The sequence below is a fragment of the Qipengyuania gaetbuli genome (assembly GCF_020524765.1).
In the GTDB taxonomy this organism is placed as follows: Bacteria; Pseudomonadota; Alphaproteobacteria; order Sphingomonadales; family Sphingomonadaceae; genus Qipengyuania; species Qipengyuania gaetbuli_A.
On the sequence record NZ_JAIVLR010000001.1, the window covers coordinates 248,196 to 263,465 of the forward strand.

The following is a 15,270-nucleotide window of genomic DNA, read 5'->3' on the forward strand; positions in this document are numbered from 1 at the left end:
TGGGCGGAGCGGTCGTTCCTGAATGCCTAGATTTCGACCTGGCTGCCCAGTTCCACCACGCGGTTGGTCGGCAGGCGGAAAAAGTCCATCGCAGTCGCCGCGTTCCTGAGCATCCAGGCAAAGATCTTCTCGCGCCAGATCGGCATGCCCGGCTTGTCGCTGGCGAGCAGTGTCTGGCGGCTGAGGAAGAAGCTGGTGTGCATCATGTCGAACTTGCCGCCACAGCGTTCCATTTCCTTCAGACCTTGCGGCACGTCGGTTTCCTGCATGAAACCGTAGTGGAGGATGGCCCGGTAGAAACCGTCGCCGAGGTCATGGATTTCACAGCGATGGTTGGCATCGACATAAGGAGTGTCGTCGATCAGCACGGTCAGGATGACCACGCGTTCGTGGAGCACCTTGTTGTGCTTGATGTTGTGCAGCAGCGCCGAAGGCACGCCCGCCGTCTGGCTGGCCATGAAGATCGCCGTGCCCGGCACGCGGGTGGCCGAATTCTTGGCGCTCTTGGCAAAGATTTCGATCGGTAACGCGGTCTCGCTCATGCGGTCGCGCATCAGCTTGCGTCCCTTGGCCCAAGTGGTCAGCAGGGTGAAGGCAACGAGGCCGACGACCAGCGGGAACCAGCCACCATCAGGCACCTTCACGAGGTTCGCGGCGAAGTAGGCACCATCGACAATGAGGAAGAACAGGACGACAGGAAGTGCGACCCACCATTTCCACTTCCACACGCCTACGAACAGGACACCCATCAGAATGGTGTCGATCGTGACCGCGCCCGTCACCGCGATGCCGTACGCGGCGGCAAGGTTGGACGAGCTCTGGAAGGTCAGCACCAGCACAATCACGGCCACCATCAGCGCCCAGTTGATGATCGGGATGTATATCTGGCCAGCCTCGGTTTCGCTCGTGTGGCGGATCGACAGGCGCGGCATGAAGCCCAGCTGCATCGCCTGGTGCGTAATCGAGAATGCGCCCGAGATAACCGCCTGGCTCGCAATGAAGGTCGCCATTGTCGCAAGAATAACCAGCGGCAGGCGGTACTCCTCGCTCGCCAGCAGGAAGAACGGGTTTTTCACGACCTCTGCAGCCTGTTCTGGCGGCAGGCCGGCGATCATCGCGCCCTGCCCGAAGTAGTTGAGCAGCAGGCACGGCATCACGAAGCCGAACCACGAAAGGCGCATGGGCCCGCGGCCGAAGTGCCCCATGTCCGAATAGAGCGCCTCTGCACCCGTCACGGCCAGCACAACCGCGCCGAGGGCGAGGAACGCGATGACCCCGTCGGTCACGAAGAACATGAAGGCGTAATAGGGATTGAGCGCCCACAAGATATCTGGGTTCTTGAAGATCTGGTTGAGACCGAGGCCCGCCAGCGTGATGAAATAGATGATCATCACGGGCGCAAACAGCGCCCCGACCTTGGCGGTGCCGCGGCTTTGCAGGAGGAACAGGAGTACGAGCAAGACAAGGGCGATCGGGATAACCAGCGGGTCGAGCCTGTGGTCGACCACTGTCAGGCCCTCCACCGCCGAAAGGACGGAGATGGCCGGGGTGATCATGCTGTCGCCGTAGAACAGCGAGGTTGCGAAGACCCCCAACAAGACGACCAGCCAGCCGTAACTCGATTGTCCGATGTGGCGGCTGATCAGCGCGATCAGGGCGAGACTGCCGCCCTGCCCCTTGTTGTCGGCGCGCATCAGGATCGTGACGTACTGGATCGCCACGACGATCGTCATCGACCAGAAAATGAGGCTGACCACGCCGAGAACGTGCATCCGGTCAATCGCGATATCTACCGCACCGGAAAAGGTTTCGCGGAAGGCGTAGAGCGGGCTGGTGCCGATGTCGCCGAACACGACACCGATCGCGCCCACTGCCAAGGCAGTGCGCGATGCGGCGTGTCCGTTGCCGTGCTGGCCGGACGAGCCCTCGGGGGCCGTATCACCTACGGTCGCGCTGTCGCTCATGGGAAGATGGTGTCCGGCTGCATCAGATGTTCTGCCTGTCCCGAAGGGCCCGTGCCCCTCGCAAGGTCGCGGCGCTTAGCACCGCTGCTCATCGCCCGCAATGGCGAGCGTAGCGCCTGTCACGGAGCGGTATCACCCTGTTCCCGCGCCATTTCGATGAGCGCATCGAGCCTTTCAAGCCGCAGGGCGAGCAATTCGCGCCACTCTGCATCGGCAGGTGCAACCTCGAGCGCTTCGGCCCACAGTTCGCGCGTCCTGCCAACTTCGCCCGCGCGCAGCCACGCGAGGCCGAGGAAATAGCGCGTCCCGCCATTCTCGGGCGAAAGAGCGGCAGCTTTCTCGAAAGCGTGCAGAGCTGCGGGCGTCAGATTCCCCTCGGCATGCTCGACCAGCGCGATCCCCAGGCCCAGCCACGCCTCGGTATCCGTCGGGTTCTCTTCGGTGGCGTTGGCATAAAGACCGGACGCCTGCGTGAAATCGCCCCGGCGGGCGAACCCGTCCGCGGTCACAACCCAGCGACTCGGCAATTGTCCCTTCCCGAAGAACTCGCGCCGAGCAGCAACGATGAGTTCACCGCTTTCGGCCTGCATGCGCGCTGCATCCTTGGGGGATCCGGCCTGCCCAGGCGATCCCTCAATCGCATATCCGGCAAGGCCGAAAAGGAGGGCGGCGCCAAGGATCGTCCAAGAGGCGCGCGGCAGCTTCAGCAGGAATGCCGCGGCAACGAAGACGACCAGCGCCAGAGCGACGATCGGCAGCCAACTCATGCGCGCCTCCGGAAACGCCGTAAGAGAATTGCCCCGACGATCAGCAGGAACACGACCGGCAGCGCATAGAGCGGCCAGGTACTTGCGCTGACGACCGGCGCATAGCTTACATAATCGCCATAGCGCTGCATGAGCCAGGACCGGATGTCCTCCGGGTTCTCACCTGCGGCGATACGGATACGGACCTGGTGGCGCATATCGCCGGCCATCGGCGCATCGCTGTCCGCGATCGACTGCGACTGGCACTTGAGGCAGCGCAGCGTCTCCATCAATTCCTGCGCGGCGGCTTCCTTCGCCGGATCGTCCAGCTGGCGATAGGCATAGGGCGCAGGCGGCGCATTGCCCTGCGCGACGATCGGCATGGCCATAGCCGCCAACAAGAGGGCGAGCAGCCCCCTCATCGACCCGCCTCGCGCAGTTTTTCGAGGAGGAGCGGAACGTCGTCTGCCCGTATATCGCCGATGTGCTGGTAGGTGATCGTGCCCTTGCCATCGATCACGAAGGTTTCCGGCACACCGGAAGACCCGATGCCCAGCTGCACTTCGGACAGGTCGTCACGACCAATGCGCGAATAGGGATTCCCGTGGCGCGCGAGGAATTCGGCCACGTCTGCCGGATCGTCTCGGATGGCAACGCCGACGATGTCTGCGCCCTGCTCCTTCAAAGCTTCGAGCTGCGGCGCCTCGGCGATGCAGGGAAGGCACCAGCTGGCCCAGATATTGAGCAGGCGCGGCTTGCCGTCGGCGAAGTCCTTGCTGCTGACGCCGGGCAGGTCCTCGGTGGCTGCGGGAAGTTCGAAATAGGGCAGCGACTGGCCGATCATCCGGCTTTCGACGAATTCGTCCTTCGGCTGGGTGAGTTGATAGGCCGCCAGCCCCAGGAACAGGGCGAAGACCATCAGCGGAAGCCACATGCGCCAGCCCATCACACCGTCTCCATGTCCGCGCGACGCACCGCGCCCTTGCGCCGGATCGAGCGCCGCTTGAGGTCCTGCTGCACCCTGCCGATAATGGCGAGAACGCCGCCCAGCGCGACCAGCATGCCGCCGTACCAGATGAAGGTCACGAAGGGCTTCCACCACAGCCTGAGCTGCCAGCGGCCGTCATTCGCCTCATTACCCATCACCGCATAAAGCTGCCCGTTCCAGCGGGTCAGCAGCACGCTTTCGGTGGTCTGCTGCGCCGGAGCCCAGAAATTGCGCGACTGGGGTGCGATCGGCTGCCCTTCCCCGCCCTTGTAGCTGGCGAGCATTCGCCCCTCGATCGCGGTCCAGTTCGGCCCTGCAACAGGTTGAACCGACGCAAGTTCGACTTCCCACGGACCGACCGTGGCCGATTGGCCGACTTCCAGTGCGGCGAGACGCTCGGTCGAGAAGGCACTTTCGCTCGCCATGCCGAACAGTGCGACCGCGATCCCGAAGTGGGCGACGACCATGCCCCATACCGCGATAGGCAGGCGTTTCAGGTTTCGGCCCCTCAGCGGCAGGAAGCTCGCCACTGCCAGCATGACCGCGAGCGCGAGGCCCAGCAGCGGCAGCAGCGCGCCGCCTTCGAACAGGGCGAAGAAGATGAGGCCTGCAATGACCAGCGCGGCAATCAGCGCAAGCTCCTTCGAAATCCGCGCAAAGCTGTCGCCGCGCCAGCGCAGCAGCGGGCCGACTGCCATGACCAGCAGCATCGGTATGGTGAAGATCGCGGAGACCGGATTGAAATACGGCGGTCCGACCGAAACACGCACGTCGAAAGCCTCGGTCAGCAGCGGGTAGAGCGTGCCGAGCAGCACCACCGCCAGGATGGCGCTGAGCATCACGTTGTTGAACACCAGCGCGCCTTCGCGGCTGGCGACGGCGAAGCGCTCACCCTCGCTGATCGAGGAGGCGCGCAGGGCGAACAGCAGCAGCGCTCCGCCGATATAGACGGCGAGCAGCGCCAGGATGAAGCTGCCCCGTTCGGGGTCGACCGCAAAGGCATGGACGCTCGTCAACACGCCCGAGCGCACTAGGAAGGTGCCGAGCATGCTCATGGAGAAGGCGACGACGCCCAGCATGATGGTCCACACCCGCAGCGCGTCGCGGCTGGCCAGAACGCTCACCGAATGCAGCAGCGCGGTCGCCGCCAGCCACGGCATGAGCGAGGCGTTTTCCACCGGGTCCCAGAACCACCAGCCGCCCCAGCCGAGTTCGTAATAAGCCCAGTAGCTACCGGCAGTGATGCCGAGCGTCAGAAACACCCAAGCGCCGAGGACCCAGGGCCGCATGGCGCGGGCGAAATCGGGCGTGACGGAACGGGTCAGCATGGCGCCCACGGCAAAGCTGAAGGCGACCGACAGGCCGACATAGCCGAAGTAGAGCGTCGGCGGATGCAGCGCGAGGCCGATGTCCTGCAGCAGCGGATTAAGGCCAAGGCCTTCCATGGCGGGTTCCGGCAGCCGCTCGAACGGGTTGGAGCTCAGGAGCAGGAAGGCATAGAAACCGAGCGCGACGAACCCCTGCGCAGCCAGCGTGGCCTGCATGGTCTTTTCGGGCAGGCGGCGCTCCACAGCCGCGATCAGTCCGCCGGCCAGTGCCATGACCGTCACCCACAGCAGCATGGAACCTTCATGGTTGCCCCATGCGCCCGAAAGCTTGAAAATCAGCGGCTTGAGCGAATGGGAGTTTGCCGCGACCAGCTTCACCGACAGGTCGGTCACGGCAAAGACATAGAGAAGTGCAAAGAAGGCAAACCCAGCCAGCCCGCCCTGCAGTATGGCGGCAGGGCGCGCGAGGCCGGCAATGCCGTCCGCCTCGCCCTCGCGCAGTGCCAAAGCGCCGCCGACCAGTTGCAGCAGCGCCAGCGCCGCCGCCAGCCACAGGGCTGCATGGCCGAGTTCTGCAATCATTCGAGGCCGACCGTGGTCTCTTCGGCCATTTCGGCGGCCTGGTGCTCGCTCATGCCTTCCAGTTCGCGCGGCACGTAATTCTCGTCGTGCTTGGCAAGGAGGTTATCGGCCACGAAGGTGCCGTCCGCCCCAAGCCTGCCTTCCGCCACCACGCCCGAACCTTCGACGAAGAGGTCGGGCAGGATGCCGGCGAACCGCACGGGAATGCGCGAATCTTCGCGTCCGGTGACCGCGAATGTCACGGTCACGCCGTCCGGCAGCGTCTCGAGCGAGCCGGGTTCGACCATGCCGCCAAGTCGCACCGCCTGCCCCGGTTCCGGCGGGTTCGCCGCCATTTGTTCAGGCAGGTAGAAATAGCTCGCCTGGTTGCGCAGCGCATAGGCAGCGAGCAGTCCTGCGCCCACCAGCGCGGCCAGCGCCAGCGCAATCAGGACCAGCCTCTGGTGTTTCGCCTTCACTTGCGCCGTGCCTCCTCGCGACGTTTTTCCGCGCGCTTCATCGCGACCCAGCTCCACGCGATCATGGCGAGCGTGCCCGCGACCGCGACGACGTAGGCCGCGACCACGAAATCCCACTGGTCCAGGGCTTCACGCATGTCAGTCTGCCTCCATCGCGCGGCGACGCAGGCGGGCTTCGGCCTGGATATCGGCCAGCAGCGCGCGCATGCGGGCCAGCACCACACCGCCGAAAATCAGCGAGAAGCCGAGCACCGCAAGGAGGAGCGGCTGCAGGAAGACCCCGTCGATCGCGCTCTTGCCCATGGTGATACTGGGCGGCTGGTGGAGCGAGTTCCACCACACCACGCTGCGGTTGATAATCGGGATGTTGATCGCGCCGAGCAGTCCGAAAATGGCCGGGATACGCGCCGAAACCCCTTCACGATCTGCCGCCTGGGCGAGCGCGATATAGGCCATGTAGAGGAAGGCGAGCACCAGCATGCTGGTCAGCCGGCCGTCCCACACCCACCAGGTGCCCCAGGTCGGGCGGCCCCAGATCGATCCGGTGACAAGGCAGATGACGGTAAAAACCATTCCCGGCACGGCAGCGGCGCGCGCGGCGATGGCCGCCAGCGGGTGACGCCAGACGAGGAACACGAGACTGGATATCGCAATCGCGCTCCACCCGCCCATGCCGAGCCATGCGGTCGGGACATGGATGAAGAGGATGCGCACGGTTTCGCCCATCAGGCGGTCGGGCGGGACCGACGTCATGCCCCAGAACAGCGCGATTCCCGTCAGCAACAGGCCCAGGGCCAGCAGCAGCGGGGTAAGCCACCGAGCCAGACCGAGGAACCGTTTGGGATTGGCAAAGCCGTGCATGATAATGAGCCGTCGCTCGCGCTTTTACAGGTGCGGCCCTGCCCCGCAAGGGGTGATCGAAGGTCTCAGCGACCGATAAGCGCCTGCGCCATGCGGTCGGCGACCTGGTCGGGCGATTCGCCAGTGCTGTCGCTTTCCTGCCAGATCTGTTCCAGCCGGCCCGGGATCAGCGCGATACGCTTGCGCACCTCGTTGATGTCGCAAGGCGCCTTGTCGTTGCGGCAGAGGTATTCGAGCGTCACGGAAATGATGCCGCCGGCGTTGATAACGTAATCCGGCGCATAGAGGATGCCGCGCTTGGCCAGCATGGGGCCGTGTTCGGGCCGCTGCAGCTGGTTGTTCGCGCCGCCGGCAACGACCATGCAGTCGAGACGGGCAATGCCCGCATCATCGAGGATCGCACCCAGCGCGTTCGGGCTGAAGACGTCGCAGGCAACCGACATGATCGCGTCCGGCGCAGCAGTGTCGGCACCGATTTCGGTGGCGAGCGCTTCGGCGCGGTCCATGTGGATGTCGGACACGGTCAGCTTCGCACCGTCGCGGGCCAACAGGCGGGCAACGCCGCCGCCGACGCTGCCGGTGCCCTGGATCGCGACATGGACGCCCTCGACGCTGTCCTTGCCCAGCTTGTGCTTCACCGCGGCCTTGATGCCGAGGAAGATGCCGAGCGCAGTGAACGGGCCGGGGTCGCCGCCTGCAGCGTCCTCGCCTTCGACCGGCAGGCCGGAAACATACTGGGTGCGCTGCGCGACGGCAGCCATGTCGGCTTCGGAAATGCCGACGTCTTCAGCCGTGACGTATTTGCCGCCGAGCGCTTCGACCGCGTCCGCGAAGGCCGCGAGCATCTCGGGGGTCTTGGTCTTGTCGGCACCGGCCAGGATGACCGCCTTGCCGCCGCCCATCGGCAGGCCGGCCATGGCGTTCTTGTAGCTCATGCCGCGCGACAGGCGCAGCGCATCGCGCATGGCGTCGGCAGGCTCGGCGTAGTGCCAGAAGCGCGTACCGCCCGCGCCGGGGCCGAGATGGGTGGAATGAAGCGCGATAATCGCCGTCAGGCCGCTCTTCCGGTCGCGTACGAGCTGCACCAGCTCGTGATCGTCGTAATCCGCTTCGGTCCAGAAAGCCGTCATCGCATGCCCCTGCAAGGAGTTGTACGTGACTGCGCAATGGGGAGAAAATGGGGCGATCGACGGGGTTCGAACCCGCGACCTCCGGTACCACAAACCGGCGCTCTAACCAACTGAGCTACGATCGCCACACGCCCCCGGAACGCAGCCGGGTAGGCGGCACATAATCGCGGGGAACCGGGCGTCAACCCGCCTTCCGCAACGGCGCGTGCCTGTTGCACAATGCGCTTCGAATGGGAAGCGAAAAAGCGTCAGGCCGGCCATCTGCGCAACTATCTTTCAGGCCCTTGCAGGGCTTGCAGTCGCAGCTATCGTGCAAAGCCATGATCGGACCCGGCGAATCCTCGGCATCCCTGCTCCTGTCGCGCCCTGGCGTGCAGCGTGTACCCACCGACCGGCTGGAGCTTTTCCAGCTGCGCGATTTCGTCAGTCCCGAACTGTGCGCCAAGTTGATTGCCCTGATCGAGAAGGACCGCCGTCCCTCCACCTTGGCCGATGCGGGCGACGACCGGTATTTCCGGACCAGCGAGACCTGCGATCTCGATGGGGAGGAGCCCGCCGTGCGCGAGATGGAGGCACTCTTTGCCGCGCTCAACGGCATCGATCCCGCGCATGGCGAGCCGCTGCAGGGCCAGCGCTACGATGTCGGGCAGGAGTTCAAGGCGCATTGCGACTACTTCAACCGGGACGGGCGCGATTGGGAGAGGTTCTGCTCTGTCTCGGGCCAGCGGACGTGGACCTTCATGGTTTATCTCAACGATGTCGAGGCGGGCGGCGCGACGCGGTTCAAGGCAATCGGCAAGAGCTTCCAGCCCGAAGCCGGCAAGCTGGTGTGCTGGAACAACTGGCGCCCCGACGGCCGGGAGAATCCCAACACCATCCATCACGGCATGAAGGTGCGGCGCGGCGTGAAATACGTCATCACCAAGTGGTACCGTGAAAGGCCCTGGGGTTGGTGACATGATCGAGGGCGGCAAGACTTACGAAGGCGGTTGCCATTGCGGCACGGTACGGTTCCGCTTCACCATGCCGGCAGAGCCTGTGATCCGGCGGTGCAACTGCACGATCTGCGCCATGAAGGGCGTGGTCATGCTCGACGTGCCGATCGCCGATTGCGAAATCCTGCAGGGCGAGGACGCGCTCACCCTCTACACCTTCGGCAGCGGGCAGGCGAAGCACCGTTTCTGTTCGAAATGCGGGATCCACCCGTTCCACCAGCTGCGGTCCGAACCCGATCATTACGGCATCAACCTCGCCTGTATCGACGGCATGACGATATACGACCTGCCGGAGATTGCCGTCTTCGATGGCCAGAACCACCCGGGCGACGGCGGCGAATACGGATATGTCGGCGTGATGCGGTTCGAACGCTTCCGAAATTGATCCTGGTCAATCCCTTGGGGTATCCTTCGCGCTAGCCTGCGAAGCGAGACAGAGCGAAGGGACCGAGGAATGACCGAATACAGCGACCTGCAGGACCGCCTCAAGACGCGCCTTGCCGACCTGCTCGAGCGGGCGGAGGTGATCGAGGACGATCTGCGCCACCCGCTGGATGCCGATTCGAGCGAACAGGCGGTCGACCTGGCCGATGACGAGGCGCTGGAAGGCGTGGACGATGTACTTCGCGCCGAGATCGTGCAGATCCGCTATGCCCTGCAGCGGATCGAGAACGGCACCTATGGCACCTGCGCCAAATGCGGCAAGGACATCGCCCGCGCCCGGCTCGAGGCACGCCCGATCGCCACGCGCTGCATCGACTGCGCCGACTAGGCTCCCAAACGAGAAAGGGCGGCCCGACCGGACCGCCCTTCCCTGATCTGTCGATCGCCGGAACGCTTACTTCTTGAGCGTAAGGCCGCCGAAACGCTTGTTGAAGGCTGCAACGCGGCCGCCTTCGGCGATCTGCTGCTTGCCGCCGGTCCAGGCCGGGTGGCTCGTCGGGTCGATGTCGAGCGTCAGCGTGTCGCCTTCGCTGCCCCAGGTCGAGCGAGTCTGGAATTCCGTACCATCGGTCATCTTGACCGTGATCGTGTGATAATCGGGGTGCCCTTCGGCCTTCATGATAAACGTCCTTCTAGCTTCGGAACGGTTCCGACCGGTCCAGCTGTTTGTGGAGAAGGCGCGCGGGTAGCGCCGCACGCGCCGATTTGCAAGCCTTATCGCTCGCCCGGTCAGGCCGGCTGCCGACTTCTTACACTCCGCGTAAGCACATCGCGCAGCCAGTTGCGGACGGGCCTGTCCCAGATCTTGTCGAGATACAGGGCCAGCACGATCAGCAAAGCCCAGGACAGGCTGGCCGGGATACCTGCCGCCTCCAGCACCAGAAGGCCGGTCACGTGAATGCAGTAGAGCGGATAGGACAGGTCGCTGAGCCGGTCCGCGATCCGCACCTGCGGCACTTCGAACCTCAGCGCGAGGAACAGGGCAGCAGGGACTGCGAGCAGGACGAATGCCAGTGCCGCGATATCGTCCTTCGTCGGCACCATGCACATGGCGGCGACCGCACCTGTCGGTACCAGCCAGGCAAGCGCGGTTTCCTTGCGGACCGCATTGGTCCCGGCGAGATGGCGGTATGCGAGCATCCCGAGCAGGAACGGGAACGCAAGACGGGCCAGCCCGTGCGGCAGCGCAAACCAGAAAGCCCCGAACTCGTGGAACGAGGGCCCCTTGCCCAGCGCCAGTGCTGCCAGCATGATGCCGCACGCCCCGAACATCATGACAAGCGTGCGCGTCGACAGGCGATAGAGGCCGCAGGCGAATACGACATAGGCGATCATTTCGAACAGGAGCGTCCAGTAGACCGGCGTGAGCGGGAAGAGCGAGCGCGCGTCCGGATCGGGCACGAGGATCAGTGACCCTGCCCAACCGCCGACGAGCACCGTCGGCACGGCCCCGAGGAAGAGCATCGGCCAGAGGCGCGCGATGCGCAGCTTCATGAAGGTCGCGGCCGGAAGGCCTGCCGTCAGCCTTTCGCCATAGCTCATCGCGATGACAAAACCGCTCATGGCGAAGAACAGGTCGACCGCAAGAAACCCGCCGGGCACGAGGTCGGATCCACCCGGCGTATGCCAGACCATCACCGCAATCGCGGCCATGCCCCTCATGGCATCGAGAGTCGCATAGCGTGAACCCTGCATCATCGCAGCGGTTACTAGCAGGTTAGGGTTATCAGGCCGTTAGCGTCCGGCGCGGACGATTGCGCGTTTTGGGGGCGCTTATTCCGGCGCGTCGGCGATCATCGCGGTGAACTGCACTTCGCAGGTCACCTTGCCGTCGACGCTGGCCTCGCCCGCGAACTTGCAGACGCGGGCGCGCTTCTGGACGAAGCTGGCCTTCAGATCGAGCAGCACGCCGGGCGTAACCGGCGCGCGGAACTTGGCGTTCTCGATCGCCATGAAATAGACCAGCTTGCCCGAACCTGCGAGGCCGAGGCTTTCCACCGCGAGCACGCCGGCGGCCTGCGCCAGCGCTTCGATCTGGAGCACGCCGGGCATGATCGGCGCACCGGGGAAATGCCCCTGGAAGAAGTCTTCGTTGAAGCTGACCGCCTTGACCGCGTGGATGCTCTCGTCCGGGACGAGATCCTTGACGCGGTCGACGAGCAGCAGGGGATAGCGATGCGGAAGGCGCTTCAGCACCTCGACGACGTCGAAACCGGTCTCGCTCATGCCCCTGCTCCCTGTCTTGTCAGCTTAGCGGCCGGTCGGCTGCGGCTGCTGTTGCTGCTGCTGAGCGGCAGCCTGCTGGCGGGCCGCAGCGACCATGAGGATCTGCTGGACCTGCTGGAAGGCACCGATCGACTGCTGGCTGGGCTGCCAGTTCTGCGGCGGCGTGATCTGCACCGAAGGCACGCGGGCGTTGAGCGCAGCCACGACCTTTTCGGTCATGTTGGCGGCCGGAACCGAGTAGGCGACGGCGTCGGGCGCCAGGACGACCTGCACGTTGTTCTGCTGGACGACGGTCTGCAGGGCAGCGTTGTACTGCAGGAGGATCTGCTCGATCGCATAGACGCGGGCGCTGTCGATCTGGGCCGAAAGTTGGGCGCTTTCACGGTCGAGCGTCTGGAGCTGGGTTGCCTGCGGCGTGTTCTGCGCAGCCTGCTGCTCGGCTTCGTCGAGCTGGCCGTCCTTGTTGGTGTCGAGCTGCTGGAGCAGGGTCTGGGCCTGCTGCTGCTTCTGCTGGATCTGCTGGATCTGCGAGGCATAGGTCGTCGAGATCTGCTGGTAGGCGGTTGCACGGGCCTGAGTGGCGGCAACTGCTGCCGGCGCGCTCACGATGCCGATGTTGCCGCTCACCTGCGCAGCGGCAGGCGTGGCGGCCAGTGCGGCGGCGGAAAGGCCCGCAGCGGCGAGCGTCTTGGAAATCAGTTTCATTAGAATTGCGTTCCTACATTGAAGGAAATGGTCTTGGTGTCGTCACCCGGCTGTTTCTTGATCGTCTGGGATAGATCGATCCTGAACGGCCCGAAGGGCGAGTTCCAGTTCACGCCGATACCCGCGGTGATGCGGGGGCTGATGCTGTCGCCGAACAGGACTTCGCGATAATATCCGCTCTCTTCGAGCGAAATTGCGTTCGCGTTACCGTCAGCATCGACTTCGTCGAACGTCTCACCGATGAGTGGATCGCCGTTCGCGTCCAGCACGGGATCACCGTCCTCGTCATAAAGCGGGCCGGTATAGACCAGCCGACCGCTGCGGACCTTCTGGAAGCTGTTCGGGAAATCGTCGAGCTGCGGGGTATCGATTGCGAACAGCGAGCCCACGTCCACCCAGACCGAGGGACGGATGCCCATTTCGCGCACGCCCGAACCCAGCGGAATCTCGAGCTCTGCACGGGCGAGGTAATAGGCGCGGCCACCCAGCGCATCGTCGAAGGCGCGGTTCTTGGTCTCGCGGAACTGGTCGATCGTCTCGAGCACGCGCGGCGTCGTCGGATCGGCATCGTCGTCGAGGTACTGCAGGCGCACAACGCGCGGACCCACGCCGCGAATGTCGAAGCCGCGGAACTGCGGTTCGCCAAGGAAGAAGCGGTCGGTCAGGCGGACGTCGTCGAAGCCGGGCTCTGCACGTTCGCTGAGAGCATGGATCCAGCCGCCTTCCGCGTTGAGCGAGAAGATGAGGCCGCTGCCGAGGTCGAACCACTTGCCCATGCGCGAACGCATGCGCAGGTATTTCACATTGCCGCCCAGGCCGGCGAATTCGCCGGTGATGCTGATCTGTTCGCCGCGCGTGGGACGGATGCGGCTGTCGAGATTGTCGAAGTTCAGCGTCGCGCCGAGGATCGAGACGGTCCGCGTGCCGACCGCTTCGCAGATGAAGCGCGACTGCTGGCATTCGGGTTCGCCGTCGCCGTCGATGTCGGAGAAGAAGCCGCTGCCGATCGACACGTCTTCATACTGCAGCGTGTAGCTGCCGACGAGCGACATGTATTCCGAAAGCGGTACGCCGGCACGCAGGCTGAAGCCGGTCTGCGCCTGCTTGTAGCGGTTGAAATCGGTCGCGAAGAAGTCATTGTCGTATTCGCGGTGATAGATGTCCGCGCCGAGCGAGATGTTGCGGTCGAACACATAGGGTTCGGCAAAGCTCACCTGCGCCGACTTGGAATAGCGCGAATAGTTGACGCTGAGGCCGATGGTCTGGCCGCGGCCGCGGAAGTTGCGCTGGCGGATCGAGCCGGCGAGGATGAAGCTCTGGATCGAGGAGAAACCGGCCGAAAGCTGCAGTTCCCCGGTCGGCTGTTCCTCGATATTGGCTTCGAGCACGATGCGGTCGGGGGCGCTGCCTTCCGACTGGGCGATCTCGAAGTTTTCCTGGAAATAGCCGAGCGAGTTGATGCGCGCTTCCGAACGCTTGATCGCGAGGCTGTTGAAGGCATCGCCTTCCGACACACGGAATTCGCGGCGCACGACCTTGTCCTGCGTCAGCGTGTTGCCGTTGACGTCGATACGTTCGACATAGACGCGCGGCGCTTCGCGGATGGCGAAGGTCACGTCCATGGTCAGGGTTTCGGGGTTGCGAGTGAACTGCGGGGCAACGTCGGCAAAGGCATAGCCGAAGGTGCCGGCCAGTTCGGTCAGCTGCTCGACGGTGTTCTCGACGCGTTCGGCATCGTACCATTCGCCGCTCTGCATCGGCAGGCGCTGGGTCATGGTGTCGCTGTCGAAGTCGCGCAGCTGGCTTTCGACCTTCACGTCGCCGAACTTGTAGCGCTCGCCCTCTTCCACCACGTAGGTGATGATGAAATCTTCCTTGTCCGGCGTCAGCTCGGCGACGGCGGAAACGACGCGGAAGTCGGCATAGCCCTGCGTCAGGTAGAAGGTACGCAGCTGCTGCTGGTCGAAGGCCAGGCGGTCGGGGTCGTAGCTCGTGTTGGAACTGAAGAAGGTCCACAGGCGCGACTGCTTGGTGACCATTTCGCCGCGCAGCTTGCCGTCCGAAAACGCCTCGTTGCCGATGATGTTGATCTGGCGGATCTTCGACTTGGGACCTTCCTCGATCTCGAAGACGATATCGACGCGGTTCTGGCTCAGCTGCACGAGCTTGGGTTCGACCGTGGCGGCGAAGCGGCCTTGGCGCTTGTAAAGCTCGATGATGCGCGCGACGTCGGCGCGGACCTTTGAACGCGTGAAGATCTGGCGGGGCGCGAGGCGGATTTCCGGCAGGATCTTGTCGTTCTTGATCCGGTCGTTGCCTTCCAGGATGATGCGGTTGATCACCGGGTTCTCGACCACGGTGATGACCACGTCGCCGTTGTTGTTCGTCACCGAAACGGTGGAGAACAGTTCGGTCGCCGACAGGTCCTTGATGACCTGGTCGCCCGCTGCGGCGGTATAGGCATCGCCCGGACGCAGGCGGATGTAGGAAAGGATGGTCTGCGGTTCGAGACGCTGGGCACCGGCAACGGCGATCGAGCGGACCGTGTCTTCACGGAACATCGACTGCGGGGCAGCCTGCTCGCCTTCCTGGGTGTCCTGCGCCAGTGCCACCACCGGCACGCCGGCCAGCACCGTTCCGGCCAGCAGTCCGGCGACGAGGCGCGCGCCGTGGGGTTTCCTATTGCTCGCGGCGTTCGCAAATCCAGTCATCGACAAGGGAGTTCCCGTCCTCAAAAATACAAAAGACGCCTTGCGGAGCGTCTGGAGGCCCCCTGCCCCATGCGCGCCAGGCAATCAAGCCGTGTGACGCCGCAATCGCGCCTTCACAAGACCCTGTCCCCG

General features: G+C 64.4%; 17 protein-coding genes and 1 tRNA gene. 3 read left to right on the forward strand and 15 right to left on the reverse strand.

Annotated features, from left to right (window positions below; all coding sequences use genetic code 11):
* Nucleotides 1–26: 26 nt before the first annotated feature.
* The 10 genes from LC083_RS01250 to LC083_RS01295 form a co-directional block, all read right to left on the reverse strand.
* Nucleotides 27–1,964 (reverse strand): potassium transporter Kup, encoded by a 1,938-nt coding sequence (locus LC083_RS01250; protein ID WP_226698855.1) that lies wholly within the window; start codon nucleotides 1,962–1,964, stop codon nucleotides 27–29.
* Between the two features lie 119 nt (nucleotides 1,965–2,083).
* Entirely contained in the window at nucleotides 2,084–2,731 is a 648-nt protein-coding gene (locus LC083_RS01255) for a tetratricopeptide repeat protein (RefSeq protein WP_226698856.1), read from the reverse strand.
* Nucleotides 2,728–3,132, reverse strand: coding sequence for a cytochrome c-type biogenesis protein (locus LC083_RS01260; RefSeq protein WP_226698857.1), 405 nt, complete (start codon nucleotides 3,130–3,132; stop codon nucleotides 2,728–2,730). The genes LC083_RS01255 and LC083_RS01260 overlap by 4 nt, the downstream gene beginning before the upstream one ends.
* On the reverse strand, nucleotides 3,129–3,656 hold the full coding sequence (locus LC083_RS01265) for a DsbE family thiol:disulfide interchange protein (protein WP_226698858.1): 528 nt from the start codon (nucleotides 3,654–3,656) through the stop codon (nucleotides 3,129–3,131). The genes LC083_RS01260 and LC083_RS01265 overlap by 4 nt, the downstream gene beginning before the upstream one ends.
* Nucleotides 3,656–5,608: a heme lyase CcmF/NrfE family subunit gene (locus LC083_RS01270; protein ID WP_226698859.1), complete on the reverse strand. Its 1,953-nt coding sequence runs from the start codon at nucleotides 5,606–5,608 to the stop codon at nucleotides 3,656–3,658. Before LC083_RS01270 ends, LC083_RS01265 begins: the two co-directional genes overlap by 1 nt.
* Nucleotides 5,605–6,066: a cytochrome c maturation protein CcmE gene (gene ccmE, locus LC083_RS01275; RefSeq protein WP_226698860.1), complete on the reverse strand. Its 462-nt coding sequence runs from the start codon at nucleotides 6,064–6,066 to the stop codon at nucleotides 5,605–5,607. The genes LC083_RS01270 and ccmE overlap by 4 nt, the downstream gene beginning before the upstream one ends.
* Nucleotides 6,063–6,203, reverse strand: coding sequence for a hypothetical protein (locus tag LC083_RS01280; protein ID WP_226698861.1), 141 nt, complete (start codon nucleotides 6,201–6,203; stop codon nucleotides 6,063–6,065). Before LC083_RS01280 ends, ccmE begins: the two co-directional genes overlap by 4 nt.
* 1 nt (nucleotide 6,204) lies before the next feature.
* Nucleotides 6,205–6,927, reverse strand: coding sequence for a heme ABC transporter permease CcmC (gene ccmC / locus LC083_RS01285; RefSeq protein ID WP_226698862.1), 723 nt, complete (start codon nucleotides 6,925–6,927; stop codon nucleotides 6,205–6,207).
* Nucleotides 6,928–6,992: 65 nt separating this feature from the next.
* Nucleotides 6,993–8,057: a Leu/Phe/Val dehydrogenase gene (locus LC083_RS01290; protein ID WP_226698863.1), complete on the reverse strand. Its 1,065-nt coding sequence runs from the start codon at nucleotides 8,055–8,057 to the stop codon at nucleotides 6,993–6,995.
* A 48-nt stretch (nucleotides 8,058–8,105) separates the two neighbouring features.
* Nucleotides 8,106–8,182: transfer RNA gene (locus LC083_RS01295), tRNA-His, on the reverse strand.
* 195 nt (nucleotides 8,183–8,377) lie between these two features.
* Here LC083_RS01295 and LC083_RS01300 point away from each other — a divergent pair.
* From LC083_RS01300 to LC083_RS01310, 3 genes are all read left to right on the forward strand, one after another.
* Complete coding sequence (locus LC083_RS01300) at nucleotides 8,378–9,013, forward strand: prolyl hydroxylase family protein (RefSeq protein WP_226698864.1); 636 nt, start codon at nucleotides 8,378–8,380, stop codon at nucleotides 9,011–9,013.
* Nucleotide 9,014: 1 nt separating this feature from the next.
* Nucleotides 9,015–9,437: a GFA family protein gene (locus LC083_RS01305; protein ID WP_226698865.1), complete on the forward strand. Its 423-nt coding sequence runs from the start codon at nucleotides 9,015–9,017 to the stop codon at nucleotides 9,435–9,437.
* Between the two features lie 69 nt (nucleotides 9,438–9,506).
* Nucleotides 9,507–9,824: a TraR/DksA family transcriptional regulator gene (locus LC083_RS01310; RefSeq protein WP_160607484.1), complete on the forward strand. Its 318-nt coding sequence runs from the start codon at nucleotides 9,507–9,509 to the stop codon at nucleotides 9,822–9,824.
* 66 nt (nucleotides 9,825–9,890) lie between these two features.
* Here LC083_RS01310 and rpmE read toward each other — a convergent pair whose 3' ends face one another.
* The 5 genes from rpmE to bamA form a co-directional block, all read right to left on the reverse strand.
* Nucleotides 9,891–10,115: a 50S ribosomal protein L31 gene (gene rpmE, locus LC083_RS01315; protein WP_160607485.1), complete on the reverse strand. Its 225-nt coding sequence runs from the start codon at nucleotides 10,113–10,115 to the stop codon at nucleotides 9,891–9,893.
* Between the two features lie 110 nt (nucleotides 10,116–10,225).
* Entirely contained in the window at nucleotides 10,226–11,194 is a 969-nt protein-coding gene (locus tag LC083_RS01320; RefSeq protein ID WP_226698866.1) for an acyltransferase family protein, read from the reverse strand.
* 75 nt (nucleotides 11,195–11,269) lie between these two features.
* On the reverse strand, nucleotides 11,270–11,722 hold the full coding sequence (gene fabZ / locus LC083_RS01325) for a 3-hydroxyacyl-ACP dehydratase FabZ (RefSeq protein ID WP_226698867.1): 453 nt from the start codon (nucleotides 11,720–11,722) through the stop codon (nucleotides 11,270–11,272).
* A gap of 24 nt (nucleotides 11,723–11,746) precedes the next feature.
* Complete coding sequence (locus LC083_RS01330) at nucleotides 11,747–12,427, reverse strand: OmpH family outer membrane protein (protein WP_226698868.1); 681 nt, start codon at nucleotides 12,425–12,427, stop codon at nucleotides 11,747–11,749.
* Nucleotides 12,427–15,138: an outer membrane protein assembly factor BamA gene (bamA, locus tag LC083_RS01335; protein WP_226698869.1), complete on the reverse strand. Its 2,712-nt coding sequence runs from the start codon at nucleotides 15,136–15,138 to the stop codon at nucleotides 12,427–12,429. The genes LC083_RS01330 and bamA overlap by 1 nt, the downstream gene beginning before the upstream one ends.
* Nucleotides 15,139–15,270 lie beyond the last annotated feature (132 nt).